Annotated in this window: 19 protein-coding genes; 5 read left to right on the top strand and 14 right to left on the bottom strand. The window is 70.5% G+C overall.

Features of this window, described 5'->3' with window-relative positions; translation table 11 throughout:
• Positions 1-312: 312 nt before the first annotated feature.
• The 12 genes from CIK81_RS04220 to CIK81_RS04165 form a co-directional block, all read right to left on the bottom strand.
• Positions 313-2,133: an ABC transporter substrate-binding protein gene (locus tag CIK81_RS04220; protein ID WP_096164585.1), complete on the bottom strand. Its 1,821-nt coding sequence runs from the start codon at positions 2,131-2,133 to the stop codon at positions 313-315.
• Entirely contained in the window at positions 2,130-2,381 is a 252-nt protein-coding gene (locus CIK81_RS04215; RefSeq protein WP_096164586.1) for a hypothetical protein, read from the bottom strand. The genes CIK81_RS04220 and CIK81_RS04215 overlap by 4 nt, the downstream gene beginning before the upstream one ends.
• A complete protein-coding gene (locus CIK81_RS04210) occupies positions 2,378-3,505 on the bottom strand; it encodes an ABC transporter ATP-binding protein (protein WP_114355413.1) in 1,128 nt (375 codons plus the stop codon). The genes CIK81_RS04215 and CIK81_RS04210 overlap by 4 nt, the downstream gene beginning before the upstream one ends.
• Positions 3,498-4,637 (bottom strand): ABC transporter ATP-binding protein, encoded by a 1,140-nt coding sequence (locus tag CIK81_RS04205; RefSeq protein WP_096164588.1) that lies wholly within the window; start codon positions 4,635-4,637, stop codon positions 3,498-3,500. The genes CIK81_RS04210 and CIK81_RS04205 overlap by 8 nt, the downstream gene beginning before the upstream one ends.
• The gene (locus CIK81_RS04200) at positions 4,637-5,554 is read right to left on the bottom strand and encodes an ABC transporter permease (RefSeq protein ID WP_096164589.1); all 918 of its coding nucleotides are present in this window, start codon (positions 5,552-5,554) and stop codon (positions 4,637-4,639) included. The genes CIK81_RS04205 and CIK81_RS04200 overlap by 1 nt, the downstream gene beginning before the upstream one ends.
• On the bottom strand, positions 5,551-6,651 hold the full coding sequence (locus CIK81_RS04195; RefSeq protein ID WP_096164590.1) for an ABC transporter permease: 1,101 nt from the start codon (positions 6,649-6,651) through the stop codon (positions 5,551-5,553). The genes CIK81_RS04200 and CIK81_RS04195 overlap by 4 nt, the downstream gene beginning before the upstream one ends.
• A gap of 214 nt (positions 6,652-6,865) precedes the next feature.
• Positions 6,866-9,652 carry a glycosyl hydrolase gene (locus tag CIK81_RS04190; protein WP_114355412.1) on the bottom strand — a complete coding sequence of 929 codons (2,787 nt, stop codon included), beginning with the start codon at positions 9,650-9,652 and terminating at the stop codon, positions 6,866-6,868.
• Positions 9,653-9,699: 47 nt separating this feature from the next.
• Positions 9,700-10,899 carry a Gfo/Idh/MocA family protein gene (locus CIK81_RS04185; RefSeq protein ID WP_096164592.1) on the bottom strand — a complete coding sequence of 400 codons (1,200 nt, stop codon included), beginning with the start codon at positions 10,897-10,899 and terminating at the stop codon, positions 9,700-9,702.
• Positions 10,896-12,251, bottom strand: coding sequence for a Gfo/Idh/MocA family protein (locus CIK81_RS04180; RefSeq protein ID WP_096197089.1), 1,356 nt, complete (start codon positions 12,249-12,251; stop codon positions 10,896-10,898). The genes CIK81_RS04185 and CIK81_RS04180 overlap by 4 nt, the downstream gene beginning before the upstream one ends.
• Before the next feature lie 100 nt (positions 12,252-12,351).
• A complete protein-coding gene (locus tag CIK81_RS04175; protein ID WP_096164594.1) occupies positions 12,352-13,275 on the bottom strand; it encodes a carbohydrate ABC transporter permease in 924 nt (307 codons plus the stop codon).
• On the bottom strand, positions 13,268-14,206 hold the full coding sequence (locus CIK81_RS04170) for a carbohydrate ABC transporter permease (protein ID WP_096197088.1): 939 nt from the start codon (positions 14,204-14,206) through the stop codon (positions 13,268-13,270). The genes CIK81_RS04175 and CIK81_RS04170 overlap by 8 nt, the downstream gene beginning before the upstream one ends.
• Positions 14,207-14,293: 87 nt before the next feature.
• Positions 14,294-15,598 carry an ABC transporter substrate-binding protein gene (locus tag CIK81_RS04165; RefSeq protein ID WP_096197087.1) on the bottom strand — a complete coding sequence of 435 codons (1,305 nt, stop codon included), beginning with the start codon at positions 15,596-15,598 and terminating at the stop codon, positions 14,294-14,296.
• Positions 15,599-16,216: 618 nt separating this feature from the next.
• On the opposite strand from CIK81_RS04165, the gene CIK81_RS04160 reads away from it, so the two are divergent.
• The 5 genes from CIK81_RS04160 (at position 16,217) to CIK81_RS04140 (ending at position 24,099) form a co-directional block, all read left to right on the top strand.
• Positions 16,217-17,530 carry an ABC transporter substrate-binding protein gene (locus CIK81_RS04160; RefSeq protein ID WP_241963926.1) on the top strand — a complete coding sequence of 438 codons (1,314 nt, stop codon included), beginning with the start codon at positions 16,217-16,219 and terminating at the stop codon, positions 17,528-17,530.
• 71 nt (positions 17,531-17,601) lie between these two features.
• The gene (locus CIK81_RS04155) at positions 17,602-18,897 is read left to right on the top strand and encodes an ABC transporter substrate-binding protein (protein ID WP_096164598.1); all 1,296 of its coding nucleotides are present in this window, start codon (positions 17,602-17,604) and stop codon (positions 18,895-18,897) included.
• A complete protein-coding gene (locus CIK81_RS04150; RefSeq protein WP_114355411.1) occupies positions 18,894-21,026 on the top strand; it encodes a hypothetical protein in 2,133 nt (710 codons plus the stop codon). Before CIK81_RS04155 ends, CIK81_RS04150 begins: the two co-directional genes overlap by 4 nt.
• Positions 21,027-21,188: 162 nt before the next feature.
• Positions 21,189-22,895 (top strand): DUF222 domain-containing protein, encoded by a 1,707-nt coding sequence (locus CIK81_RS04145; protein WP_114355410.1) that lies wholly within the window; start codon positions 21,189-21,191, stop codon positions 22,893-22,895.
• A gap of 196 nt (positions 22,896-23,091) precedes the next feature.
• Entirely contained in the window at positions 23,092-24,099 is a 1,008-nt protein-coding gene (locus tag CIK81_RS04140; protein WP_114306703.1) for a Sir2 family NAD-dependent protein deacetylase, read from the top strand.
• On the opposite strand, the gene moeB is transcribed toward CIK81_RS04140, so the two are convergent.
• Together moeB and CIK81_RS04130 are read right to left on the bottom strand one after the other, a co-directional pair.
• Positions 24,096-25,292 (bottom strand): molybdopterin-synthase adenylyltransferase MoeB, encoded by a 1,197-nt coding sequence (gene moeB / locus CIK81_RS04135; protein ID WP_114355446.1) that lies wholly within the window; start codon positions 25,290-25,292, stop codon positions 24,096-24,098. The genes CIK81_RS04140 and moeB overlap by 4 nt on opposite strands.
• Positions 25,289-26,119 (bottom strand): thiazole synthase, encoded by an 831-nt coding sequence (locus CIK81_RS04130; RefSeq protein WP_096164867.1) that lies wholly within the window; start codon positions 26,117-26,119, stop codon positions 25,289-25,291. The genes moeB and CIK81_RS04130 overlap by 4 nt, the downstream gene beginning before the upstream one ends.
• Positions 26,120-26,155 lie beyond the last annotated feature (36 nt).

Raw genomic sequence — 26,155 nt, 5'->3', positions numbered from 1 at the left:
CACGCCCACGCCCACGCCCAAGCCCAAGCCCAAGCCCAAGCCCAAGCCCAAGCCCAAGCCCTACCGGACAGTTATGAGCGTCTCACTTCCATCAGTGGAAGTGAGACGCTCATAACCGGGCAGTAGCGGCTCGCCGGGCGGTAGCGGCTACCTGGGCAGTGGTGGCTACCTGGGCAGTGGCAGCTACCCGGGCAGTAGCGGCCACCCGGGCAGTAGCGGCTCACTGGGCAGTAGCGGCCACCTGGGCAGTAGCGGCTACCTGGGCAGTGGCGGCCGGCCGGGGGGACCGACCCGGGATCGGCCCGTCCGCGATCAGCCCTCGACCGGGGTGATCTCACCGCGGAACATCTTCAGCACGACGAAGTTGTCCGCATACGGGGCGTTCTCCAGGATCGGATCGTCCTCCGCCGGGAAGCCCTGCACCCGCACGCCCTCGAGCGCGGGATTGTTCCCGTAGCGCTCGAAGATCGGGATGATCGGGAGCAGCTCGTTGAAGGCCAGCGCCGCGACGGAGACGTTCTTCTTCTGGTCCTCCACGTCCAGGCCCTCGCCCGACTTCGTCACGACCTCCTCGAGATCCACCGTCCCGGCGGAGGTCTCCACGTCCTGCAGCGGGAAGGCGTAGCCCTTGCCGCCCTGGTTCTTCGCGATCGGGATGTTGTGCACGAAGAGGTCCTGCACGAAGGAGAAGTACGGGTGGGGGTGGGCCGACGAGCCCCATGCCTCGATCGCCATCTCGAAGTCGCCCTTGTCGAGGTCGATCGGAGCCTGCTTGTCGTCCAGACCACGGGCGGTGACCGAGATGCCGAAGGCCGCGAACTCCTCGGCGACCTCCTTGCCCGCCGCCGACCAGTCGGCATAGGTCTGCGGGAACTGGATCTCGTAGGAGGCGGACTTCCCCTCCGGGGTCTTCCAGGCGTCGCCGTCCTTGGTCCAGCCCGCCTCCTCGAGCAGCGAGGTCGCCTTGTCGACGTCCTGCTCGTACTTGTCGATCTTGCCCTTGACGTCATCGGTCAGCCACTCATCGACGAAGTTGTCGGAGAAGCCGACCATGTTGGTCACGGCCACGCCGGATTCCGCCAGCGAGACCTGGCCGATGGTCGCGCGGTCGAGCAGGTGCGCGAACGCCTTGCGGGTGCGCACGTCGGCGAACTCCGGGAACCGTTCCTGATTGAGGTACAGGGCCGGCCCCGAGTACACCGGCGGGCGGAGGATGGTGTAGCCGGCCGCTTCGAAAGGCTTTTCCGAGGCCGGCGCGAAGCCGTGGGTCGCGTAGTCGATGTCCGCGGACTGCACCAGCGAGGTGATCTCGGTGGTCTCGCCGTTGTAGATGACCACGTTGTCGAAGGTGACCTTGTCGGCCCCGTAGCCGGTCTTGTTCCGCACCAGGGTGAGCTGGGTGTTGGTGATCGTGTCGTAGTCGAAGTCGTACGGACCGGAGACCACGACTTTCTCGGGCTTGAACGTCTGGAAGTCGGTGCCGAGCGCCTCGCCGTCGCCCTCGTCCATCGACCCGCCGGCATCCACGATCGCCTTGGCCCGATCCGCCCACTCGCCGTACTGGGCGGTGGGGACGATGTTGCTCTTGAGGATGAAGCGCTCGAGCACCGCGGGCGGGTCCTCGAAGCTCACCACCACGGTGGTGTCGTCCGGTGCCTCGAGCCCCGTGATGAAGTCCCAGGCCGGGGAGCGCTGGATGAACTGCACGTAGAACGTGGTCAGGTAGTCCTGGGAGGTGAGGGCCGAGCCGTCGCTCCAGGTCAGGTCCGGCTTGAGGGTCACGGTGAGCGTGCCCGCATCGGCGTCGAGCTCATGGGACTCCGCGATGAGGTACTCCCACTCCTTGTCCGCCCACAGCCACAGGGCCGACGGCGGGAGCAGCAGGTCGCGGTACGGGCCGTCGCCGAGGATGACTGTCGGCACACCGGCGTAGGGCAGGGCGGCGAAGTTGAAGTGGCCCTCCGGGGAGGGCATGTACGGCCAGGCGCCGTGGAAGTCTCCGCCGCTCCCCTCGCCGCCGCTGCCGCCGCCGCCCTCGGGCTCGGCCGGGGCGCAGGCCGCCACACCCGCTCCGGCGACGGTGGTCAGTCCCACTGCCTTGAGGACGTCTCGTCGGGTCCAGTTGCTGATCATGGGTTCTCCTTGGTCGTGACGATCGGGTCGTCGATGAGATCCGCCATCGCGTCGTTGCGCTGGCGTCGTCGGGAGCTGAGGAGTCGCGCGGCCACCGAGCCGGCGACGATGCCGATGCCGAGCACGAGCGCCAGGATGCTGACGACCCGCTCCCCGGTGCCGGCCTGGGTGAAGGGGATCATGAGCGCGGCGCCCACCCCCACGAAGCAGCCCAGGGAGAGCAGGGCCCGGGTGGCCATGTCGATCACGGGGGTCCACCTCCTCCGGGTGCGGTTCCGGCCGACGCCGCAGGCTGCGGATCGGTGACGACCATGCAGGCGACCTCCTGCGCGGAGGCCTCGGGCGCTGTGCGCAGCACGGGGATGACCTCGCGGCAGCGGTCCTCCGCGAGCGGACAGCGGGGATGGAAGGTGCAGCCGCTGGGCAGGTCGGAGAGGCTCGGGATCTCGGCGCTGAGCAGTCCGCCCGCAGCCTTCTTCTGCGCGGCCAGCTCCGGATCGGGTTCGGGGACGGCCTCCAGCAGGGCTCTGGTGTAGGGGTGCTGAGGGGAGTTGATCACCTGCGGGGTGGGCCCCACCTCGACGATCTTGCCGAGGTACATGACCGCCGTGCGCCCCTCCCAGGCGAAGTACTTCGCGAGCGCGAGGTCGTGGGTGATGTAGATGAAGCCGACGCCCTCCTCCGTGCGCAGCCTGGTGAGCATGTTCAGCAGGCTCACCCGGATCGAGACGTCGAGCATCGAGGTGGATTCGTCGGCGATCAGCAGGCGCGGGGAGAGCGTGAGACCACGGGCGACGGCCACGCGCTGGCGCTGGCCGCCGGACATCTGGTGCGGGAATTTTGCGCTGTAGCTCTCCGGCGGCGTGAGGTCCACCGTGGTGAGCAGCTCGTCGACCCGTCGGTCCACGTCGGCCGCGGTGCGAGCGAGCCCATGGCGCTTCAGCGGGATCGCGAGCGTGCTGCGCACCGAGCGGATCGGATTCAGCGAGGCGTAGGGGTCCTGGTGGATGTACTGCACGGCGCGCCGGTACTCGCGGCGCTCCGCCCGGGTCATCTCCGAGAGGTCCTTGCCCTCGAAGCGCACGGCACCGGAGGTCGGGGCGGCGAGACCCGCCGCGAGGCGCGCCGTCGTGGTCTTCCCGCTGCCGGATTCGCCCACCAGGCACAGCACCTCGCCCTCGCCGACGCTCAGGGAGACGTCCGAGACGGCGGGCAGGTCCTTGCCCTTGACGTGGAAGACCTGCGAGGCGCCGTCCAGCTCGATGAGCGGGGCCGGTGCCGGCACGGAGCCCGGTGCCGGGCGGGATGCCGAGGGCTCAGCGGGCTCAGCGGACCCAGCGGACCCAGCGGGCTCAGCGGTGGATTCACGCACGCGCGATCACCTTCCGTTCGTGATGGACCTGGTCGTGATGGATGCAGGCCGCAGCGTGCGTCATGTCCGCCGGGCGCTGCGCGAGGGTGATCAGCTCGGGCTCGCTCTGCACGCACTCCTCGGTCGCGAGCTCGCAGCGCGGGGCGAAGGCGCAGCCGGGTGGGAGGGTCGCGAGCGACGGCGGAGCGCCGGGGATCGAGGCCAGCTCCGGCAGATCGCCCGTCACCGGGGGCACGGCGTTGATGAGCTTCGAGGTGTACGGGTGCTTGGGCGCGGTGAAGATGTCCTGCGTCGATCCGGTCTCGATGACCTTGCCCGCGTACATCGTGATCACCCGATCGGCGAGCTCCGCGGCGAGCGCGAGGTCGTGCGAGATGAAGATCATCGCGAAGCCGTACTCGGCCCGCAGCTCTGCGAGCAGGTCGATCACGGTGCGCTGCGTGAGGATGTCCAGCGCCGTGGTCGGCTCGTCGAGCACCAGCAGTCGGGGGTGCAGGAGCAGGCCGGTGGCGATGAGGGCACGCTGCTTCATGCCGCCGGAGAGCTCGTGCGGGTAGCTGCCCAGCACGCGCCGCGGCTCGAGCCGCACCGAGCGCAGCGCCTCGGCCGAGCGCTCGAGGATCTCCCGTCGGCCGATCCCTCCGCGCGCGTGGTCCTTGAGGGTCTCCGCCATCTGCTGGCCGATGGTGAGCACCGGGTTGAACGCATTCTGGGCGCCCTGGAACACCATCGCGGCCTCCGACCAGCGCCACCTGCGCAGCTGCGAGGCGCTCATCGCGGTCACGTCCCGGGAGCGGCCGTCGCCGCCGGTGTAGGTCACCTCGCCGCCGGTGATCTCGCCGAGGGTGGGCAGCAGTCGCAGCAGTGCGAGGCCGAGGGTGGTCTTGCCGCAGCCGGACTCCCCGACCAGGGCGAGGGAGCTCTCCGGGTACAGGTCGAAGCTGACCCCGCGCAGGGCCCGCACGCGGGACTGCTTGCCGGTGCGGTAGGCGACCTCGAGGTCCCTCACCGAGAGGACGGGAGCCTCCTGCGGGCCGGTGTCGTCATGGCCGGGGCCGTCGGGGCCGAGGCTCTCGTGACCGAGGCCCTGCGGACCGGTCGGAGTGGACAGCGGGGGCGTGGAATCGTTCATCAGCGGTCCCTCAGTCGGGGGTTGAGGATCTCTTCGAGGGTGCGGGTCAGGAGGATCAGGCCCAGCTGGAGCAGCACGATCATCGTGACCGGGGCGATGATGTACGCCATCGCATCAGGGTTGAACATCGCCCCCTTGGTCCACGCGTCGTTGATCATGATTCCCCAGTTGCTGCCCTTCTGAGGGGCCAGGCCCAGCAGGTAGAGGCCCACCATCGCGTAGATGGCGTTGGTGACCGCGATGATGAAGTTGATGAGGATGTAGCTGGCCATGTTGGGGACGATCTCCCCGAACACGATGCGCACCCAGCCCACGTCGAGCAGCTGGGCCGCTTCGACGAACTCGCGCTCCTTGAGCGAGAGCACCTGGGCGCGGATGGAGCGCATGAGCACCGGCCAGCTGAGGATCCCGATGATCACGCCGAGCAGCATCGGGGAGTCCAGCTTGTAGAACGCACCCACCACGGCCAGCAGCACGATCTGCGGGACGGTCATGACCACGTCGGTCAGCTGCAGCATGAGGGCGTCGAAGCGGCCGCCGAAGTAGCCGGCCAGCGACCCGATCGCCACCGCGATCACGGTGGTGATCGTCGCGGCGAGGAAGCCGACCATGAGCACGGTGGTGCCTCCGGTGACCAGGAGGTGCAGGATATCCTTGCCGCCGCCCTCCAGGCCCAGCCAGTGCGACCCGCTCGGAGCCTCCCAGGCGCGCATCGGGTCGCCGACCACCTGGGACCCGAGGACCAGCGGTCCCAGCAGGGAGACCAGCAGGATGGCGACCACCAGGCACAGGCCCACGAAGCCGGAACGGCTGCGGGTGAGCTCGCTGAGCAGACGACGCAGCGGACTGACGGCGGCCGCTCTCTCGGGGGCGGGCGCTCCAGGAGCGGAGGTGACGGGAGGGGGCGCGCCGGTCATGCCGCACCTCCCTCGCCGAGACGGATCCGTGGGTCGAGCGCGGCGTTGACGAGATCCGCGGCGAGGTTCGCGAGCACCACCGTGATCGTCACCACCAGCAGCACGCCCTGGATCGTCGGATAGTCGCGGGTGTTGATCGACTCGAACAGCAGCAGCCCGATGCCGCGATACGAGAACGTCTGCTCGACGAAGATCGCGCCGCCGACGATGAACCCTGCCTGGGTGGCGATCTGGGCGATGAGCGGGAGCAGCGCGTTGCGGCCGACGTAGTTGGTCTGGATGCGGGACTCCTTGAGCCCGCGCGCCTTGGCGACGGTCACGTAGTCCTCGCCGAGCACCTGCGTGGTCGAGGCCTTCATGATCAGCGCCCATGTGCCCACGGTGGTGAGGATGTACGTGATCATGGGCAGCGTCGCGTGATACCCGATGTCGGAGAGGAACCGCAGGGACAGCTCCGGGGTGACGCCGGGCGAGACGTTGCCGCGCATCCGGGTGTAGTCGATGACGCCCAGCTGCACGGCGCCGACCACCACGATGAGGATCGCCAGCAGGTAGTTGGGGATCGCGTGGAAACCGCTGCCGACGATGGAGACGACGTGGTCGATGATGCCGCCGCGACGGTAGGCCATGATCATGCCGAGGATCAGGCCGATCGTGATGGAGATCAGCAGGGCGAGGCCCACGCTGTAGAGCGTCCACGGGAGGTACTGGGCGATCTTGCCGGTCACCGTCACGCCGGGGGTCGCGATCGAGGTGCCCATGTCGCCGTGGAGGAGCCCGGCGAGGTAGTCGAGGTACTGCCGCCAGATCGGGGTGGCGGGGTCGAAGCGGAAGTAGTTCTGCGCCTCGGCCGCCGCCTGCTCGTAGCTCTTCCCGTACAGGGCGATCTGCTGGTTGATGTAGACGTCCACGGGGTTGCCCGGCAGCAGGCGCACCATGAGGAACACGCCGGAGGCGACCACCCAGATCACGAAGGCCGACCGCACCAGGCGCCGCAGCACGAAGGAGTGGTAGATCCTGCGCCCGAGCGGGGCTTTCGGGCGGGTGCCGGGGCGGACCCCGGGCAGGGCCTCTCCGGATGAGACATCAGCGGTCATGGCTCTCCTCGGTCGAGCGTCGGTGCTCGATCCGAAACTCTAGCCCGGACGTGACCTCCAACACAGCAGAAAACGGTCACAGTTCGATGTGTTCTGCTGATGTCGGCGCATTTCGCTCAGGATCGCTCTCCCGTGCCGGGCAGCCGAACGCGTCAGAAGGGTTCCCCCGGCAGCGGAGGAGGAGGCCTGTGCCGGCCTCTCGGAGAGCCGTCCGTCAGAGGATCCGCAGCTGCGGCACGACACCCAGGCCCGTGTCCGCCCCGTCGAGCATCCGCTCCAGCTGCTGCTGCTGGAACCGCTCGCCGTAGGCGGCGTGCGCAGCGGCGACCGTCCGCTCCGTCTCGGGATCGGCGGCCGCGGCGGGCGCGGTGGTGCCGTGCACCTGGATCCGCAGCCGGTTCTCCCCCGGCCTCAGCGCCGCGGTGAGGTCGAGGCGATAGGGCGGGCGCCAGATCACGCCGCACCGCTGGCCGTTCGCCTCGACCACGGCGATCTCCCGCACCGGCGGCTCGAGCATCGTCCGATACCCCTGGGCGCCCGGCGTCGCCGGGCGAGGAGTGCCCTCTCCCAGGTCCAGCTCCACCCGGCCGCGCAGCTGCTCCTCGGTGAGGTGCACACTCGCCTCGAACACCAGCGGGCTCAGGTCGGCGTCCGGCACGGGGCCCAGCAGATGCGGCAGCTCGACCTCCTGCGGGGCGGCGCTCCCGCGCGAGACCGTCCAGCCGCTGATCTCCACCGCCGGGGCCGCCGGGGCCGCCGGGGCCGCCGGGGCCGCCGACGGGACCGTGCCTGCTCGCTGTGCGTCCGTGGGGACGCCAGCCTGTCCGGCCTGCTCCGTCCTGTCGGGAACGGCCTGACCGCTCGCGACCAGCAGCAGCGCCTGGTACGGGTGCAACCTCACGGCTCCCCCGTCGGGCCCACCCTCGGCTCCGCCGTCGGATCCGCCGTCGATCGTGAGCACCATCCGTTCCTCGGTGGCGGGGTCCCACACCTCCAGGTGCTCACGGGGCTCGCGCAGACGCACCGTGAGTTCGCGGGTCGTCGGCCCGGTGTTCACCAGCAGATACAGGTCGCCGTCCTCGAGGCGTCGCCGCACCACGCCGATCTCGCCACCTGCCCCCTCGAGGGACACGGGCGGTGCGAGTGCGGCCTGCACGGCCGCCGCCAGCGGGGCCGTGCCCTCGTCGCCCTCGTCGCCCTCCGCGCCCTCGTCGGTGCCCCGCCCGGCCTGCTGGGCCGCAGCAGCCAGCAGCGAGTGGTCCACGAGCGCTGCCGCGTCGACCACATCCGCCGGGGCGGTCACGGCCACGCCTGCGGGATAGGCCGGGGAGCCGACGGACAGCACGGTGCCCCCGGCCTCCCGCGCCCGGTCCAGCCAGCCCTCCGCCGCAGCGGGCAGGCGATGCACCCGCGGCAGCACCACCAGCGGATAGGCGGCAGGATCGAGGGCGGTGAGCGCGTCGTCGTCGATCAGGTCGATGTCGTAGCCGGCGCGTCGGAGGAGCGCCGGGATCTCCTCCCCGACGTGGGCGCGGCAGGCGCGCCACAGGTCGTGGCCGCCTCGGCTCGCCGCGCGCACGTCCGCATAGGGCAGGTAGAGGGCCACGTCGGCGCCGGTCCTGCCCTCGCTCATCACCCCGGAGAGGCGTGTCAGATACGCGGTGAGCTCGGGCATCGCGGGCCACCAGGCATTGCGATCGTCCAGTGCGCCGGCGGCGTAGAAGGTCCAACCGAGTCCCGCGGCGTCGGGTGCGCTGTAGGGCCAGCCGTGGCCGACGAAGCGGGTGATGCCGAGAAGCAGGTGCTCATGGGCCTCCCCGAGCAGGTCGAGCGGGGTGGCGCGGAAGGACGGGGAGTGCACCCAGGTCCAGATCTCGCTGGAGGCCGACGCCCGATCGTCGAGATGCGCCGCCGAGGACGCCCATCGGGACTGGGTGAGCGAGGTCCACCCGGCACCTTCGCCCTCGATCAGATGGGCGCCGCGCTGCGCGCTCATCGTGATCGGCGGCTCGCCGTAGCCCTGCAGGCGGAAGCGCACCCCGTGCTCCTCGGCCCAGTCCCGGCAGACGGCCACGAAGTTCTCCTGGACGAGCTCGGACAGGGTGCGGCCGAAGTCCTCCCGGAACGTCGCGGAGCCCGGGGAGCCAGGAGAGCCAGGTGTGTCCCCAGCTGCCGGCACGTCCACCTCGAGCAGGTGCAGCAGCGGCAGCGGATCGTAGCCGCGACGGGCGCGGAAGTGCTCGGGCAGCCCGGCCGTCCAGCCGGCGTCGTACACCTCGAGGCTGTCGCTGAACACGGAGCCGAGCAGCTCGGCCGGTACGGCGCGGACGATCCGTTCGCCGACCACCGCGAGGTGGTGGCGGGCGGCGTCGGCGCTGAGATGGTCCAGCACCGGCCCCTCGGCGCCAGCGGCGGCGCGCTTGACCTGCTGGCCGGTGGTCGTGGACCACGCGATCAGCACGGTCCGCGGCCCCCGCCCCGCGGGGATCTCGAGCCGGGCCGCCTGCGAGGACGGATCGCGGTCGAGCTCCAGTGCGCGCCAGGCCGACGGCGGGACTCCGTCGCCGAGGTACGCGCCGACGATCTCGTCCCCCGGCCAGGACGGCACCAGCTCCACGGCGAGCGGAGCCGGGCCGAGGCCACGGTGCTCCCAGCGCAGGCGCCGCGACGCGTGCTCGGGCCCGATGTGGGAACCCCCGTAGCTCCAGCCGCTGCCGAGCGTCACATCGAGTCGCAGCCCCAGGTCACGGGCGGTCTCGGCGGCATGACGCAGGTGCGCCATGGCCCGGTCGGAGAGGTATTCGGGGGAATCCTGCCGCAGCGGGTAGACGAAGGAGACCTCGGCTCCGCCGAGCCCGGCGTCCGCCATCGCTCGCAGCTCGCGGTCGATCTCTGCCGCGTCGACGTCCGGCCCGAACCACCACCAGCGCATCATCGGGCGCGCCGCCGGATCCGGGGCGGTGAACAGGGTCCTTGCCTCGTCGACAGTTGAGCGGGGCATACGGGGTCTCCTCGGAGGGTGCTGGTCGATGGTCGGCGCCGCGTGCCTCAGGGCGCCGGCGGGGTCCAGACCTGGACGGCCTCCTCGTCCGCCCAGCTCACCCCGAGCTCGCTGAAGGGTCGCCCCTCGGCGAGGGACCGCCGCAGCGTCTCCTCGATGTCCTCGACCACGGGGTGCGCGGCGTCGCCCTCCCCCTGCCAGTCGACGGCCTCGGCGGGGATCGGTGCCGGATCCGGGGCGGACTGGATCGCTTCGAGCACGGCGCTGAACGCCCCGGTCGACTCGAGCGAGGAGAGCAGCCCGACGGAGCGGTCGCGCACGTGGGCGATGAGGTTCTCGAGCAGGTCGAGCCGCTGGTGGGTGAGCTCGACGGCCGCGCCGGCCGCGGCGCTCTGCGTGCGTCGGGAGACGTCGTCCGTGTAGAACAGCCGGTGGGTGCCGCTGGTCCCGACGGCCTCGATCCACGGCGGGCTCTGCGTGGGCGCCGCCGTGGTCAGTGCGCAGACCACCGCGGGCCCGTCGCCCACCGGGTCGATCCGCAGGAAGGTGGTGTCGTCGGCCTCGATGTCATGGGCCCGGCGCAGCTCCGTGGTGACCGACCTGATGTCGGAGACCTCGTGGATCCCCGCGATGACCAGGCCTGCGTGCACCGAGTGGGCGAGCGGATTGGTGGCCACGCCGTCGGCCACCCGTCGGCCGTTCAGCCGGCGCCTGCCGGCCCAGGCGGAGCGGCGGTAGTAGGCGCGATCCCGCTGCCAGGCACCGTAGACCTGCACGGTGTCGACCTGTCCGAGCGCGCCGTTCGCGACCTCGTCGGCCAGCAGATCCACACCGGCCCCGCCGCGCGCCTGGAAGCCGACCTGCACCGAGCATCCGGCAGCGCGGGCCGCGTCCTCCAGCTGCTGCAGCTCCTCCAGCGCCGGCACCGGAGGCTTCTCGAGGTACACGTCGAGCCCGGCGGCGAGCGCCTCGGTCGCGAGCGGCACGTGCGTGTCGATCGGAGTGGCGATGATGACGATCTCGGGCCGGTCCCCGGCGCTCACCGCGTCCAGCAGCTCGCCGAGCGATCGGTGGTGGATCGCCTGCAGCTCCGCCGGCGGCTCGGTGACGTCCACGACGCCGACCAGACGCGCGACGCCCTCCTTCTCGAGCCGGGCGAGGTTGCGCAGGTGCGAGGCGCCGAAGCCGTGCGTGCCGATCAGCGCGATACGGGCGGGATCGGTTGATCCGGAGGGCGCGGTGGTCATCGGGCGACCTCCACCTGCGCGTCCCGCGCGAGATCCAGGCCGAGGAACTCGGCGACGTCGACGGGGCCGCCGGTGGCGAGCGACTCGTTGCCGCAGATGCCCACGGAGATCGCACGCAGACCGTCGCGGTGGTCGGAGGGGCGGCCCAGCTCGTCCTCGGCGGGGCCCACGAACACGTCGCGCAGCAGCAGGGCGTCGCCGCCGCCGTGCCCGCCCACGCCCTCGGGGATCTCGACCTCCCGGGCCGGGGCGAAGTGGTTCTGCACCACCAGGTGCTCACCGCGCTCGCGGACCCCGGCATCGGCCGTGGAGACGGCGACGGCGCTGGGGTCCACGTGCGAGGACGACTGCCCGTCCTCCCCCTTCGCGATCACCTCGGCTCGCTCCACCACCTCGAGCTCGGCGCGACCCTTGGTGCCGTTGACCGCGACCCGGTAGCCCTCCCAGGGGCTGTGCGCGTTCAGGGCGTAGGTGAGGACCGGCCCGCCCGCGTAGTCGACGATCGCGGTGAGGTTGTCCTCGGCAGTGATGCCGGCATCGAACACCGAGCGGTCGCGCTGGTAGCCGTCGTGCTGCTCGGCCTTGAGGTAGAGCGCCTCGAGCCGTTCGTCGGAGCGCAGATCCAGCTCGAAGGGGTCGTGGGTGCCGTCGTGGGTGCCGCGCTCGGGCAGGGGTGCCTGGCCGCGGGCGTTCGCGTTCTCCTGGCCGTAGAAGCGCAGGCCGCCGCGGGCATAGACCCGGGCGGGGGTGTCGGCGATCCACCAGTTCACGAGATCGAAGTGGTGGGCGGCCTTGTGGATGAACAGGCCGCCGCTGTGGGTCTTGTCGCGGTGCCAGCGACGGAAGTAGTCCGCGCCGTGCTGGGTGTCCAGCACCCATTCGAAGTTCACGGAGACCACGTCGCCGATCTCTCCCGAGGCGATGACCTGCTTCAGCGCACTGTTGCGGGGGCTGTAGCGATAGTTGAAGGTGACCACCACGCTGCGGCCGGTGCGGTCGATCGCGTCCTGGATGGCGCGGGCCGACGGCGCATCGATGGTCAGCGGCTTCTCGACGATCACGTCGGCCCCGGCCTCGAGCGAGCGCACCACGTGCTCGGCGTGCAGACGGTCGATGCTGGTGACGATCACCCGGTCCACCTGCTGCTTGCGGATGACGTACTCGAGCTGCTCGGGTCCGGCCAGCACCACGTCGGCGAAGGCCGGGACGCGGTCGCGGTGGAACTCGCGACGGGTCGGGTTCACGTCCAGCAGGGCCACCAGCTCGGCGACATCGGCGTGCGGCCCGGCGATCGCATCGAGGTACATCTGGGCACGGTGTCCGGAACCGATCAGGGCATAGCGGGTGGGCATGTCTCTCCTGGCGATGGGGTGGAACGAGGGCGGGAACGAGCGGGAACAGAAATGATCCGGCGGCCGACGGGGCTGCAGGCCCCGTCGGCCGCCCTGGCGGCTACTTGATGCCGGTGGTGGCGAATCCCTTGACGAGGAATCGCTGACCGAACAGGAACACCAGGAACAGCGGGATCAGGGAGACGACCGACATGGCGAACATGGCTCCCCAGTCGGAGGAGCCCTGGGTGTCCAGGAACGACTTCAGGGCCAGCGGCACCGTGAAGTTCTCCGGGGTGGTCAGGTAGATGAGGGAGCCGAAGAAGTCGTTCCACATCCACATGAACGTGAAGATCGTGGTGGTCGCGAGCGCCGGGAGCATGAGCGGCAGGATCACCTGGAAGAAGATGCGGAAATGACCGCAGCCGTCGATGCGTGCCGCTTCGTCGAGCTCCCGGGGGATGCCGCGGATGAACTGGACCATGAGGAACACGAAGAAGGCATCCGTGGCCAGGAACTTCGGCAGGATCAGGGGGAGCATGGTGTTCACCCAGCCGGTCTGGCTGAAGATGATGTACTGCGGCACGATCACCACGTGGATCGGGAGCATCAGCGTCATGAGCATGATCGCGAAGGCGATGTTCCGGCCCCAGAACTTCAGCCGCGCGAAGGCATAGGCCGTCAGCGAGCACGCGATGAGGTTGCCGATCACGCAGCCCAGCACCAGCAGCGTGGAGTTCATCAGGTAGTGCGAGAACGGCTGCGCGAGGGATTCCCAGCCGCGCGCATAGTTCGAGAAGTCCAGGCTGATCGGGAACAGGCTCGGGTTGCGGAAGATCTCCTCATTGGGTCGCAGCGAGGAGACCACCATCCACAGCAGCGGATAGATCATCACGACCGACGCGATGATCATGATCGCGTGCCGCACTCCGCGGCGCACGAGACGCCGGGGGCGAGGCTTCGGGGTTGCGGGCGAGGCGCCCTGGCCTCCGGTGCCGGCACCGGAGGCATCGGCGGGGATCGGCCGGCTCTGAAGATCAGTCATCGTAGAACACCCAGAACTTGGAGACGAAGAAGTTGATGGCGGTGAAGATCGCCACGATGATCAGCAGCAGCCAGGCCATCGCGGACGCGTAACCCATGTCGAACTGGGTGAAGCCCTTCTGGTACAGGTACAGCGTGTAGAACATCGTCGAATCCGACGGTCCGCCGGTGCCGCCCGAGACCACGAAGGCCTGGGTGAACGACTGGAACGCATTGATGACCTGCAGCACCACGTTGAAGAAGATGATCGGCGTGAGCAGCGGGATCGTGATCCGGAAGAACTGCGCGACCTTCGAGGCACCGTCCACGGACGCGGCCTCGTAGTACATTTCGGGGATCTGCCGCAGGCCCGCCAGGAAGATGATCATCGGGGACCCGAAGGTCCACACGTGCAGCAGGATGATCGTGCTGAGCGCGGTATCCGGGTTGGAGACCCAGCCCGGCAGGTTCTCGAAGCCGATCATCCCGGCGACCTGGTTGATCAGACCGTTCGCGCCGAACATCTGGCGCCACAGGATCGCGATGGCCACCGAACCGCCCAGCAGCGAGGGCAGGTAGAAGATCGAGCGGTAGAAGGCCAGGCCCTTGATGCCCTGGTTCAGCACCACCGCGAGCAGCAGCGCCATGACCAGCTGCAGCGGGGTCCCCACGAACACGTAGATGAAGGTGACGACCAGCGAGTTGTGCAGGCGGGTATCGGAGATCATCTCCTTGATGTTCGCCAGGCCCACGAACTCCGGCGGCGCCAGCAGGCTGTAGTCGGTGAACGCGAGCGCGAACGACGCGATCATCGGGATCAGCGTGATCCCCAGGAGCCCCACCAGCCAGGGCAGCATGAACACCAATGCCGACTTGTTGTCGGGGTGCTTCTCCTTCGCGCCGCCCTTCTTGCGGCTCGACACCATCTGTGTCAGTTCGCCGACTGCACTCATAGGTCTCTTCCCTTCATCGGATCACCGACGGGCCCCGCCGGGAGGGGACGATTCCCCTCCCGGCAGGGCATCGCGGCATGGGTGGTCTCAGCCAAGAGCGGATTCCAGCTCGTCGAGCACGCGCTGGCCGGCTTCCTCCGTGGTGAGCTTGCCGAAGAGCATGTCCTCGCCGGCACGGGTGAGGATGTCCTCGAACTGGCCGCCGCCCTGCGGAGTGATCTCGGGGGCGTCGCCCAGCTCGTCCTCGATCGACTCGAGGAAGTCCACGGCCTTCTTGTTGGCTTCGTCGAGGTCGGGCACGATCGCCTCGCGCACCGTCATGTTGCCGGGCACTCCGCGCTCGACGGAGAGGATCTTGCCGGCGTCCGGCGAGTTCACGAGGAAGTCCACGAAGGCGACTGCGGCCTCGGGGTCCGACGCCTTCGCGGAGACCGCCCAGTACATGGAGGCCTTGTACCAGAGCTGGGCCGCGGAGGCGGAGCCCTCCATCGACGGCGGGCGCAGCACGACGACGCCCTCGGGGACGAGAGCATCGTGGGCGACGACCTGGTTGGACCAGGCGACCGTCATGCCGACCTTGCCGGTGGCGAAGAGGGACTGGTCCATCGCCTGCGCGGCGTCCTCGACCGAGACGCTCGCATCGGGACCGGCGCCGCTGTCCTGGACCTTCTTGGCCCAGTCGAACCATTCGGTGGCAGTCTTCAGATCGAAGCCGGCCCCCTTGTCCTTGTACTGGTCCTGGCCGGCCTGGCGCACGAACACCTGGAACAGTCCCTGCACGGTGCCCATCTGGGTCATGCCGTAGGTGCCCGTGTCGGTGTTCTCGGAGATCTTCACCGCGGTGTCGATGAGGTCGTCCCAGGTCCAGGTCGTGTCGTCGGGGATATCGACGCCGGCATCCTCGAAGACCATCGGGTTGATGAGGAACGCGAAGGCGTTCAGACCGGCGTTGATCGCGGCCAGACCGACGTCGGGCAGCTCGCCCACCTCGACCGATCCCTCCACGAAGTCGTCGGTGTTCAGACCGGCGTCGGCGAGGTCGAGCAGCGCGCCGCGCTCCCCGTACTCGGCGAGGTACTTCTCGTCCATCTGCACGATGTCGGGGAAATCGCCGCCGGCGGTCTGGGTGGCGAGCTTGTCCCAGTAGCCGCTCCATTCGCCCGGCTCGAGGCTGATGGTGACCTCGTCATCGACCTCCTCGTAGGCCTCGGCCACCTTCGTGGTGTTCTCATCGCGGGTGGGGTTGCCCCACCAGGCGAGGCGGAGCGTGGCGCCGCCACCCTCACCGCCGCCTCCCCCGGAGCCGCCGGAGGCATTGGGACCGCAGGCCGCGAGGCCGGCGAGACCGGGGACGGCGAGGCCGAGGGCGAGGGCTCTACGTCGAGTGAACATCAGATCTCCTGTGATCGTCGCGGCGCCGACAGGCGGGGCGAGATGGTCTCCGGGTGACCACCGTGGTCGCCCCGGTCGGGGTGATGCTCGGGCGGGAACTCCGTCGTCCCACCCGATATGGCGCGGACCGCGCAGCAGCACGATCCGGAGGACTATGACGAGTGAAAGGTTTCAATCCTCTCCTCGGGCCATCCGACGTTCAAGCGCTCGCGGCTGCGGCGATTCATCCGGGGACGACTCACCCCAGGAAAGCGCTTGACGAGCCTCTTGTCAACCCGGCATCGTCACGCACGGATCACGATCGACCGAGCCCCGGTCCGCCTGTCGCCCCTTCTGTCGATCTCCTGCTGCTCCTTCCGCCCGACGCGCACCCGAACCCCTTGTCCAGACGTCGAGCTCCGATTAGTGTGCGTCCATAACTTAGTGGGAGTCCTCCCGTCCGTCACGAGCGTCGTCGCTCGTGACCAGGACGAACACCGAACACCTGACACCGGACCCGCAATGGCGCGCCCCGTCGCCACGCCTGCCTGGACGCACCTCCCTGCACAGCGCTCCATGCTCCCCACCCACACCGACGCCCCTGCCCGACCATCGCGTCGGACGGCCCTGGAAGGATCGATGATGATCACCCGTCGCAGCACCCTCACCCTGCTCGCCGCCGCCGGCTCCCTGCCCGCCCTGGCCGCGTGCGGGCCCAACGCCTCACCCGGCGGTGAGGACGGGGACGGCAGCACCGTCCGGATCTACTGGTGGGGCGGGGACCTGCGCAATACGCTCACCCGCGATGCGCTGGACCTGTTCGCGCAGTCGCACGAGGACATCACCGTCACCCCCGAGTACAGCGAATGGACCGGGTACTGGGACAAGCTCGCCACCCAGTTCGCCGGCGGCGACGCGCCCCAGGTGCTGCAGATGGACGAGGCCTACATCGACTCCTACGGGACCCGCTCCTCCCTGCTCGACCTCGAGACCGTCTCCGACGTGCTCGATCTCGGAGCGATGGACGAAGCCGTGCTCGACACCGGGCGTCTGGCCGACGGCACGCTCGTGGGGGCGCCGCTCGGGGTCGGGATCTTCTCCGTCGGCGTGAATCCCACCCTCCTCGAGCAGGCCGGGCTCGACATGCCTGACGACACCGGTTGGACCTGGGACGACTTCGCCGAGATCACCGGTGCGGTGAGCGCCTGGGCGAAGGAGGAGGGCGAGGACGTCGTCGGGCTCGACTTCTTCGGCACCAGCGCAGCCGAGCTCGGCGCCTGGGCGCGTCAGAGCGGTGAACAGCTGTTCCCGCGCGAGGACGAGACCCTGATCAGCGCCGACACGATCACCGCCTACCTCGAGTACGCGCTCGCACTGGTCGACTCCGGTGCGGCCGTGGGCCCCTCCGAGCAGATCGAGGACTTCGCCGCCGGCGTCGAGCAGGGCCGCTTCGGCAACAACCGCGCAGCCTTCCACTTCCAGTTCCACACCCAGGTGCAGACCTTCCAGGAGGCCTCCGGCTCGCCCCTGAAGCTCCTGCGGCTGCCGGCCCTCACCAGCGGAGACCCGCAGATGGTCAACAAGGCGTCGATGTACTGGTCGATCGCGGCGAACGCTCCGGACCCCGAGGCCGCGGCGACGCTCGTCGACTTCCTGCTGCGCGATCCCGAGGCGGCGAAGGTGCTGAAGATCGAGCGCGGGGTGACAGCCTTCCCCGAACTGCAGTCCGAGATCGAGACGGTGCTCGACGAGAACGAGATGGTCTCCCTCGACTTCGCCCGGGACATGCAGGCCGAGGTGGTGCGTCCGCCGCTGGTCACCCCTGCCTCCGGGGTCGGGTTCGGCGACGAGCTCTCCCGCCTCAGCGAGGAGTCGCTGTTCGGCACGCGTCCCCCGGCGGACGTCGCCGAGGAGATCCTCACCGTCCTGACCGGAATGCAGCCCGAGATCTGAGCCTGACCAGACCCGACCAGACCAGACCAGACGCAGCCCGCCCCCGCACTGCCCCGCCCCGAGGAGACCCCATGACCTTGTCCCGACGCACGGCCCTCACCGCGGTGCCGCTCAGCGCGCTCGCCGCAGGCACGCTCGCGTCCTGCGGGCCCAACGCCTCCGGCGGCGGGTCCGACGAGGGCCAGGACACGCTGCGGTTCTCCTGGTGGGGGAACCCCGAACGAGCCGCGACCACTCAGGAAGTGATCGATCTGTTCGTCCAGAAGCATGAGGGCCTCGAGATCAGCGCCGAGCCCGGCGACATCTCCGGATACTTCGACAAGCTCGCCACGTCCGTCGCCGCCGGGGACGAACCCGACGTGATCACCATGGGCGGCGCCTACCCCGCCGAGTACGCGGCGCGCGACGTCCTGCTGGATCTGAGCACCGTGGAGGACGTTCTCGATCTCTCCGCGATGGACGATGCGGCGCTGTCCAGCGGCCAGGTCGGAGGCACCCAGGTCGCCGTCACCACCGGCATCAACGCTCCCGGCATGGTCGTGAACCGCGCGGTGCTGGAGGCCGCGGGCATCGAGCTGCCGGACACCGAGACCTGGGACTGGGACGACTTCGCCGAGGCCGCACAGGCGGTCAGCGAGAACACGCCCGACGGCACCTTCGGCTCCGGGACGGTCTTCTCCCACGACTCCATCGACCTCTGGGCCCGCCAGCACGGTCAGATCCTCTACACCGAGGACGGCGAGATCGGGGTGGACGTCGCGACCGTGCAGGCGTTCTTCGAATACTCGAAGCTCCTGGTGGACACCAACGCCTCCCCGGGAGCGGATCAGCTGGTCGAGCTCACCGACGTCGGCCCCGAGCAGACCCTGATCGGGCGCGGGCTCGCCGCGTTCATGCTCACCTGGTCCAGCTCTCTGACCGCACTGTCCGAGGCCTCCGGAGAAGAGCTCGAGATCGTGAAGGTCCCCGGCGAGTCCACCGAGACCGGGGTGTGGCTCCAGCCCTCGCAGCTCTACACGATCTCCGCCCGCACCGGCTCCCCCGAGAATGCGGCGACCTTCGTGAACTTCCTGATCAACGACCCCGAGGCGGCGAAGCTGATCCTCACCGATCGTGGGGTGCCGGCGGTCGAGTCGGTGCGCCAGGCGATCCTTCCCGAGCTCGGCGAGACGGCTCGGCGAGAGGTCGAGTACATCTCCGATCTCGGCGAGATGGACCTCAAGCCCACGTGGGTCGGCCCGGCGGGCTCCACGGCCGTCGAGGAGATCACGCCCCGGCACCAGAACGACGTGCTGTTCGGCTCCGCCTCGTCGAAGGAGGCGGCGCAGGCCTGGCACACCGAGGCCGTCGCGGCCGTCGCCGGATGAGCGCGCGGATCGACCGGCGCGCGGTCGTCTCGCGTCATGATCCGCGCCTGACGTGGGCCGACGATGCGATCCTGTCCGTCGGCAATGGGCGCTTCGCCGTCGGCGTGGACCGTACCGGGACGCAGACCTTCGCCGGTCCCGGCAGCGACGAGGAGCGGCTCAACACACTGGCCGAATGGGGCTGGCACACGATGCCCGGCGAGCCGCCAGCACCGTGGGAGAGCCTGCTGCGCTCCTACTCCTCACCGCGCGGGCCGGTGCCGTACCTCGATCTGCCCGGGGGCACCGAGAGCCCCTCGCCCGGTGCCGCCTGGTTCCGGGAGAACCCGCACAAGGTCTCCTTGATGCGCTTCGCGCTCGTGGACCGGGACGGCGGAGCCCGTCCGTCGGCCGCGGAGATCACCGGGGCGACGCAGCACCTGGACCTGTGGAGCGGGACGATCCGTTCGTCCTTCCGGTACCGCGGGCGGGCCTGCACGGTGATCACGTCGGCCGATCCCGAGCGTGACGCAATCGCGCTCCGCGTCGAGGCGCCGGGTCTCGATCTGGCCCTGAGCTTTCCGTATGGGTCGACCGGCTGGGAGCGCGCCGCGAGCTGGGAGGAGCCCGATGCGCACAGCACGCGCTGCGAGGGCGGGCGGATCCGTCGGCGGCTCGATGACCTGGCCTATGACGTCCTCGTCCACGGTGCGACGGCGGAGCAGACCGACGCGCACGAGGTGCGACTGCGGGCCAGCGGCACGGGCGACGCGGCTGGCACCGGGCACGGAGCGTCCGCACCGCTCAGGATCGGGGAGTCCGCACCGCGCGACGGCGTGCTCGACGTGGTGCTCGAGCTGGTGCCCCGCGAGGTGCCCGCCCTCCCCCTGCCCGGCCGCGCCGAGGGCGCCGAGGGCGCCGTGAGCGCCGAGAGCGGCGCGGGCATCCGGGCGCGGTCAGCCCGCTTCTGGGCAGAGCACTGGGAGTCCACCGGTGTGCTCGACCTGGGCCAGGCCACGGATCCGCGGGCTCACGAGCTGGAGCGTCGGGCCGTTCTCTCGCGCTACACCCAGCGGGTGCATGCGGCCGGGACCCTCCCTCCGGCGGAGACCGGTCTGCTCGCGAATTCGTGGCGCGGGAAGTTCCACCTGGAGATGCATTGGTGGCACGCCGCGCATTTCGCCCTGTGGGGTGATGCGGCGTCCCTGCGACGCAGTCTGGACTTCTATGTCTCGGCGCTGCCATCGGCCCGGGAGACGGCCCGGCGCCAGGGCTGCCGGGGCGCACGCTGGCCCAAGCAGATCGGCCCTGACCTCCACGACTCCCCGAGCGACATCGGGCCGTTCCTGCTGTGGCAGCAGCCCCATCCGATCCACCTGGCGGAGCTGCTGCGCCGTGCAGATCCCGCAGCTGCGTTGGATCCGACCCTGGTCGAGGTCGTCGAGCAGAGCGCTCTGTGCCTGGTGGACCTGCTGCGGCCCGACGGCGAGCGCCTCGGTCTCGGCGCTCCGCTCATCGGAGCCCAGGAGCGGCACGTCGAGGACCGTTCGCGCCTGCAGGACCCCGCCTTCGAACTCGCCTACGTGGCCTGGGCGCTGCGCGTGGCCGACCGCTGGCGCAGCCGTCGTGATGCCCGGGACGCCGGGGAGCTGACGACGATCGCCCGGAGGATCTATTCGCCGCTGCGGGCCGATGGGGTGCTCTCGACGTTCCGAGCGGACCCCGCGATGGAACGCTCCGATCATCCGTCCCACCTGCTCGCCTACGGAATGGTGCCGCCCACCGGGACGATCCCTGCCGCCGCGGCGAGCGCCGCGCTGGACGACGCTCTGGCCGAGTGGGACTGGGATTCGACCTGGGGATGGGACTATCCCGCGCTCGCGATGACAGCCGCTCGGCTGCGTCGGCCGGAGACCGCGGTCGACGCCCTGCTGATGCCCACCGTGAAGAACCGCTGCGATGGTGCCGGGCACTTCCCTCAGCGCCCTGGCCTGCCCGCCTATCTGCCGGCGAACGGGGGCACGCTCATCGCGCTCGCCCTGATGGCCGCCGGGGAGGACGACGGCCCGGTCTCTCCTGGTCTGCCTCGCACGTGGGGCGCGCGGCACGAGGGCATTCTGCCGCTGCCCGGGCCGTTGACGGAGCTCTGAGCCCCGAGCTCCCGACCTCCCGAGCTCGCCGAGCCTCCGAGCCCCGAGCCCCGAGCCCCGAGCCCCGAGCCCCGAGCCCGACCCTTCCTCCACAGAGGGTGGTTATCCCCGATCCCGGATCCGCGGTGTCCGGAGCGCTGCGGCCCGCGAATCATGGAGTGCATGAACCACTTCGCGCAGGGCACCGAGGCAGCGGCGGGCGATGACCCCGCCCGGCAGCTGCTCGACGCCGTGCGCACGAGCGGCCCGACGGCGCTGGCGGAGCTCTTGGGCGATCAGGGGTTCCTCCTGGTCGAACTGGCTACGCAGCCTTCCGGCCTCTTCTCCCCGGCTCCCGGCTCCTCGAGCCAGTACTCCGACGTGCTCCGGCGCCTGCACGAGCAGCGGGCCGCGATGGATGCCTTGGAGATGCGCTGCATCGTCGCTCTCGCAGACGCATTCCGGGAGGAGGACCGAGCCACGGCCGATGCCGATGCGGCGCAGGAGCCCGATGCGGTCGAAGCGCTCGAGGAGACGGAGCGTCGCGCCGAGCGCGCCGCGATTCGGGACGTCTCGATGAGAACGCGGCGATCGCCGGCGCTCGCCGGCCGCACTCTCTCGTCCGCCCGCCGCCTGGTCGAGTCGATGCCTGTGATGCTGCGCGCCGTGGCGAAGGGCCAGCTCAGCGAGGGCGCCGCCCGGTCCACCGCCGCCTCGGTCGCCGCCCTCACCCCTGCTCGTCGCGAGCAGGTCGATGCCCTCCTCGGAGATCGCCTCGCGCCGCTGGACGGCTGCGGCACCGAGCAGTGGCGCGGCGAGGTCGCAGCGGCCATCGCCGAGTCCGACCCCGAGGGCGAGGCCCGACGGCACGCGCATGCACGGCAGGGACGCAGCGTGAGCGTCCGCCGAGGTGAGCACGGGATGGCCGTGGTCTCCGCGCGGCTTCCCGCGATGGATGCGATGAAGATCCGCAAGCGCCTCTCGCTGGAGGCCGAGCGTCTCCGTGCGAGCGGGGACCGGCGCGGCCATCAGCAGATTCAAGCGGATTCCTTCGTCGCGTCGCTGCTCGGCCTGGAGGACGGCATCGACCGTACCGACCTTGACCTCGGCGTGATCATCACCGATCGGGCACTGCTGAACCCCGGGTGCGGGGACCTCGCGCAGATCGAGGGGTACGGGCCGATCACGGCTGAGGCGGTGCGCGCTGAGGTCGAAGACGGATTGCGCGCCCTCACGCACGGCGCCGAGGAGTCCTTGGGGACGGACACTGCTGCGGCCAAGCTCGCCCTGCGCCGGCTCTACACGCACCCCACCACCGGTGAGCTGGTCGCGGTGGAGTCCATCGGCCGAGTCTTCCCGAAGGCCCTGGCCCGTTTCATCCGCTGGCGGGACATGACCTGCCGCGGGCCGTTCTGCAATGCCCCGATCAGGCACGCCGACCACATCAAGCCCCACGCGGCCGGGGGCCACACCTGCCTCGACAACGGACAGGGGCTGTGCGCCTTCTGCAATGACAAGGAAGAGCAGACAGCGGCTGTCGAGCGCGAGCCAGACAGCTCCGGACATCGCGTGACCTGGACCAGTCGCACCGGCGCCACCCGGGAGACCGGGCCTGTCGCCCTCACCTCCCCACAGGTCGAGGCCGCGACAGTGGACCGGACGGCCGATCCCGCCGCCGAACCCGCCACTTCACCCACCAGTGCACCCGCCAGTGCATCCGCCACTTCACCCGCCGCCGAGCGGGCTCCCGACCACGCTGCTGATCAAGGCCACGATCAAGCGGACGACGGCGATCCGCCACACGTCACTGATCCACCCGGCCAGCACGATCTGCCGCACGGAGACGACCCACACGCCGTCGACGAGCAGCTGCCCCGCGACAGCACGTGATGAGCAGGCAGCTGGCAAGTCAGGCAGCCAAGCAGTCAGGCAGCCAAGCAAGAAGACAGGCACCGGCTCGTCCGGCTGCCTTCAGCCAGCCCTGACGACGATCGCCCCCTACGTCATCGTGGCTCCTGATGCCCATTTCGCGGGGAGCCGAGTCGCAGCCCGCCACCACGCACCGCTGACCGCCTACGCTCGACCGATGAGCAGCAGCACGGAACGCGAGGCGGCCCGGGCCGGTCCGGCAGCGGACGTCGGCCGATGGTTCTCCTCCGCCACCAGCGCGCCCCTGGACGGCCCCGGCCCCACGCGCGGCGGCCCTCGCTCCCCCGCCTGGGGCCCGATGGCCGGCGCCGAGTACGGGCGTCAGAGCTCCGCGGATCAGCTCGCCGCCGGCGCTGACATCCTGCGTGATCGAGCCGTCGCCGTGCTGACCGGTGCGGGCATGTCCACCGCGTCCGGGCTGCCCGACTATCGCGGCCGGGACGCCGTTCCGCGCTCGCCCATGACCTACCAGGAGTTCATGGGGCATGACCTGGCCAGGCGGCGCTACTGGGCCCGCTCGACCGTCGGCTGGGAGCAGTTCAACCGGGCCCGTCCCGGTCACGCCCACCTCGCGCTCGCCGCGCTCGGCGAGGAGCTGTTCACCCCGACCGCCGTGATCACCCAGAACGTCGACGGTCTGCACCAGGGGGCCGGGTCCGATCCCGTGCTGGACCTGCACGGTCGCCTGGACCGGGTGCGCTGCCAGCAGTGCGATGCGCTCTCCTCCCGATCGACGCTGCACGCGCGGATGCTGGCGATGAATCCTGGGCTCGCGGCGCGCCTCCCTGCACTCGCGGCCGACGCCGCCCAGGCCCCCGACGGGGACGCCGAGGTGGATCGCACCAGCTCCTTCCGCTACCCGCCCTGCCCGCTGTGCGGCGGGATCCTCAAGCCCGACGTCGTGTTCTTCGGCGAATCCGCACGGCCCGAGATCGTCGCCGCCGCCTTCGACGCGCTGGAGCGGGCAGAGGTCCTGCTGGTGCTCGGGTCGAGCCTGACCGTGCAATCCGGGCTGCGTTTCGTGCGCGCGGCGGGGCGCCAGCACACACCGGTCGTGATCCTCAACGACGGTCCCACTCGCGCCGATCCGGATGCCACGCTGCGCTTGCACGGTCGCCTCGAGGTCGTGCTGGAGCGCTGGCGACAGACGACCGGACTCGGCTAGTCCGTCGGGCCCGACGACGTTCCCGGCCGGGCGGCCCGCCAGGCCGCGTACCCGCCGTCGAGATGACGGAGGTGGCCCTCTCGGCCGCCCCAGGCAGCACGCAGGCGCTCGAGAGCCTGCGCCGAGCGCACCCCGCCCTGGCAGTACAGGACCACCTCGCCGCCGCCCGCGCCGCCCGGCAGCACGTCCGCGCCACGGTCGAGCACCTCGCCGAGCAGAACCGTGAGCGCCCCGTCGATCGTGCCGGCAGCCGTCTCCCAGGGCTCGCGCACGTCGATCAGCGTGACGCCGGTGGACAGCAGGTGGTGCAGCGCCGGCACATCGAGGGTCTCGTCGGCCGTCGGACCACCCACCTGACAGGACGGATCCAGCGCTGCGGGCACCTCCACCCGCGTCGCCGGTCGCCGGGCGGGATCACGCTCGATGCGCAGCGTGCGCGTGGAGCTGGTGGCCTCGTCCCACAGCGCGAGCCGCCCCACGAGCGGTTCTCCCGTGCCCGTGACCAGCTGGATCACCTGGGAGGCCATGATCGTGCCGATCAGACCGGGCAGGGTGCCGAGCACCCCGGCCTCGGCGCACGAAGGGGCCTCCCCGGGGGCCGGCGGTTCGGGGAAGACGTCCCGGTAGTGGGCTCCCCGGCCTGGCCAGAACACGCTGACCTGGCCGTGGTGGCGCAGGATCGCTCCCCACACCACGGGCACGCCGGTGATCTCGCTGGCGTCGGCCACGAGGTAGCGGGTGAGGAAGTTGTCGGCCCCGTCGAGCACGAGGTCGTAGCCGCGCACGAGCTCGACGACGTTCTCGGCGCTCAGCCGCACCGGGTGGGTCTCGACATTGACCTCGGGATTGATCCGTTCCACGGCGGCGGCGGCCGAGTCGACCTTGGGGCGGCCGAGCACGTCGGTGCCGTGAATGACCTGGCGGTGCAGGTTGGACAGGTCCACGACGTCGTCGTCGACCACGCCGAGGGTGCCGATGCCGGCGCCGGCCAGGTACTGCAGCGCCGGGGTGCCGAGACCGCCCGCGCCGATCACGAGCACCCGAGCGGCGCCCAGGCGGCGCTGACCCAGCGTGCCGATCGCCGCAAGGGTGATCTGGCGGCGGTAACGGTCGATCTGCGCGGCAGTCAGCTCCGGCCCGGGCTCGACCAGCGGCGGGAGGGTCGGGCCGGCCTGGTGGGTCTGCGGGGTCACCACGATTCGGCCTCCCGCCCGCTGCCCTCGCTCTGCTGGACCGGGTCGATGAGGCCGTCGAAGGCGGAGGAGGCCAGGGCCAGGCGGCGGCGCGGGATGCGTCCGGCTCCGGCGGCGGCGCGGCCCGCCCGCACTGCGAGATCCATGGCGCGGGCCATGGCCTCGGGGTCCTGCGCGCGGGTGACGGCGCTGGCCACGAGCACGGCGGAGCAGCCGAGCTCCATCGCGAGCGCGGCGTCGGAGGCGGTGCCGATCCCGGCGTCGAGCACGACCGGGACGTTCGCGCGCTCGCAGATCAGCTCGATGTTGTGGGGGTTCAGGATCCCCAGCCCGGTGCCGATCGGGCTGCCCAGCGGCATCACGGCGGCGGCGCCCGCGTCCTCGAGGCGCCGGGCGAGGGCGGGGTCATCGCTCGTGTACGGCAGCACGGTGAAGCCGCGGTGCACGAGCTCCTCGGTCGCCTCGAGCAGCTCGACCCCGTCGGGAAGGAGTGTCTCGTCATCGGCGATGACCTCGAGCTTCACCCAGTCGGTCTCGAGCGCCTCGCGAGCGAGCTCTGCGGTGAGCAGGGCATCGCGCACGCTGTAGCAGCCGGCGGTGTTGGGCAGCACGCGGATCCCGAGGCGGCGCACCATCTCGAACACGGAGCCACGGGTCTGTGTGGAGAAGCGCCGCATGGCCACGGTGGTCAGCGCGGTGCCGGACGCGACGAGGGCGCGCTCCAGTGCGGCGAGGTCCGTCGCGCCGCCGGTGCCCATGATCAGGCGCGAGGAGAGGGACTCCCCGGCGATGACCAGTGGATCGTCTGCGGGCGCCGCAGCGCCCATCCCGGCGCGATCGGCAGTGGTGCCGGCAGTCGTGCC

The organism is Brachybacterium sp. JB7, from assembly GCF_003335205.1.
In the GTDB taxonomy this organism is placed as follows: domain Bacteria; phylum Actinomycetota; class Actinomycetes; order Actinomycetales; family Dermabacteraceae; genus Brachybacterium; species Brachybacterium alimentarium.
This window is presented reverse-complemented; position numbering and strand designations above follow the sequence as displayed.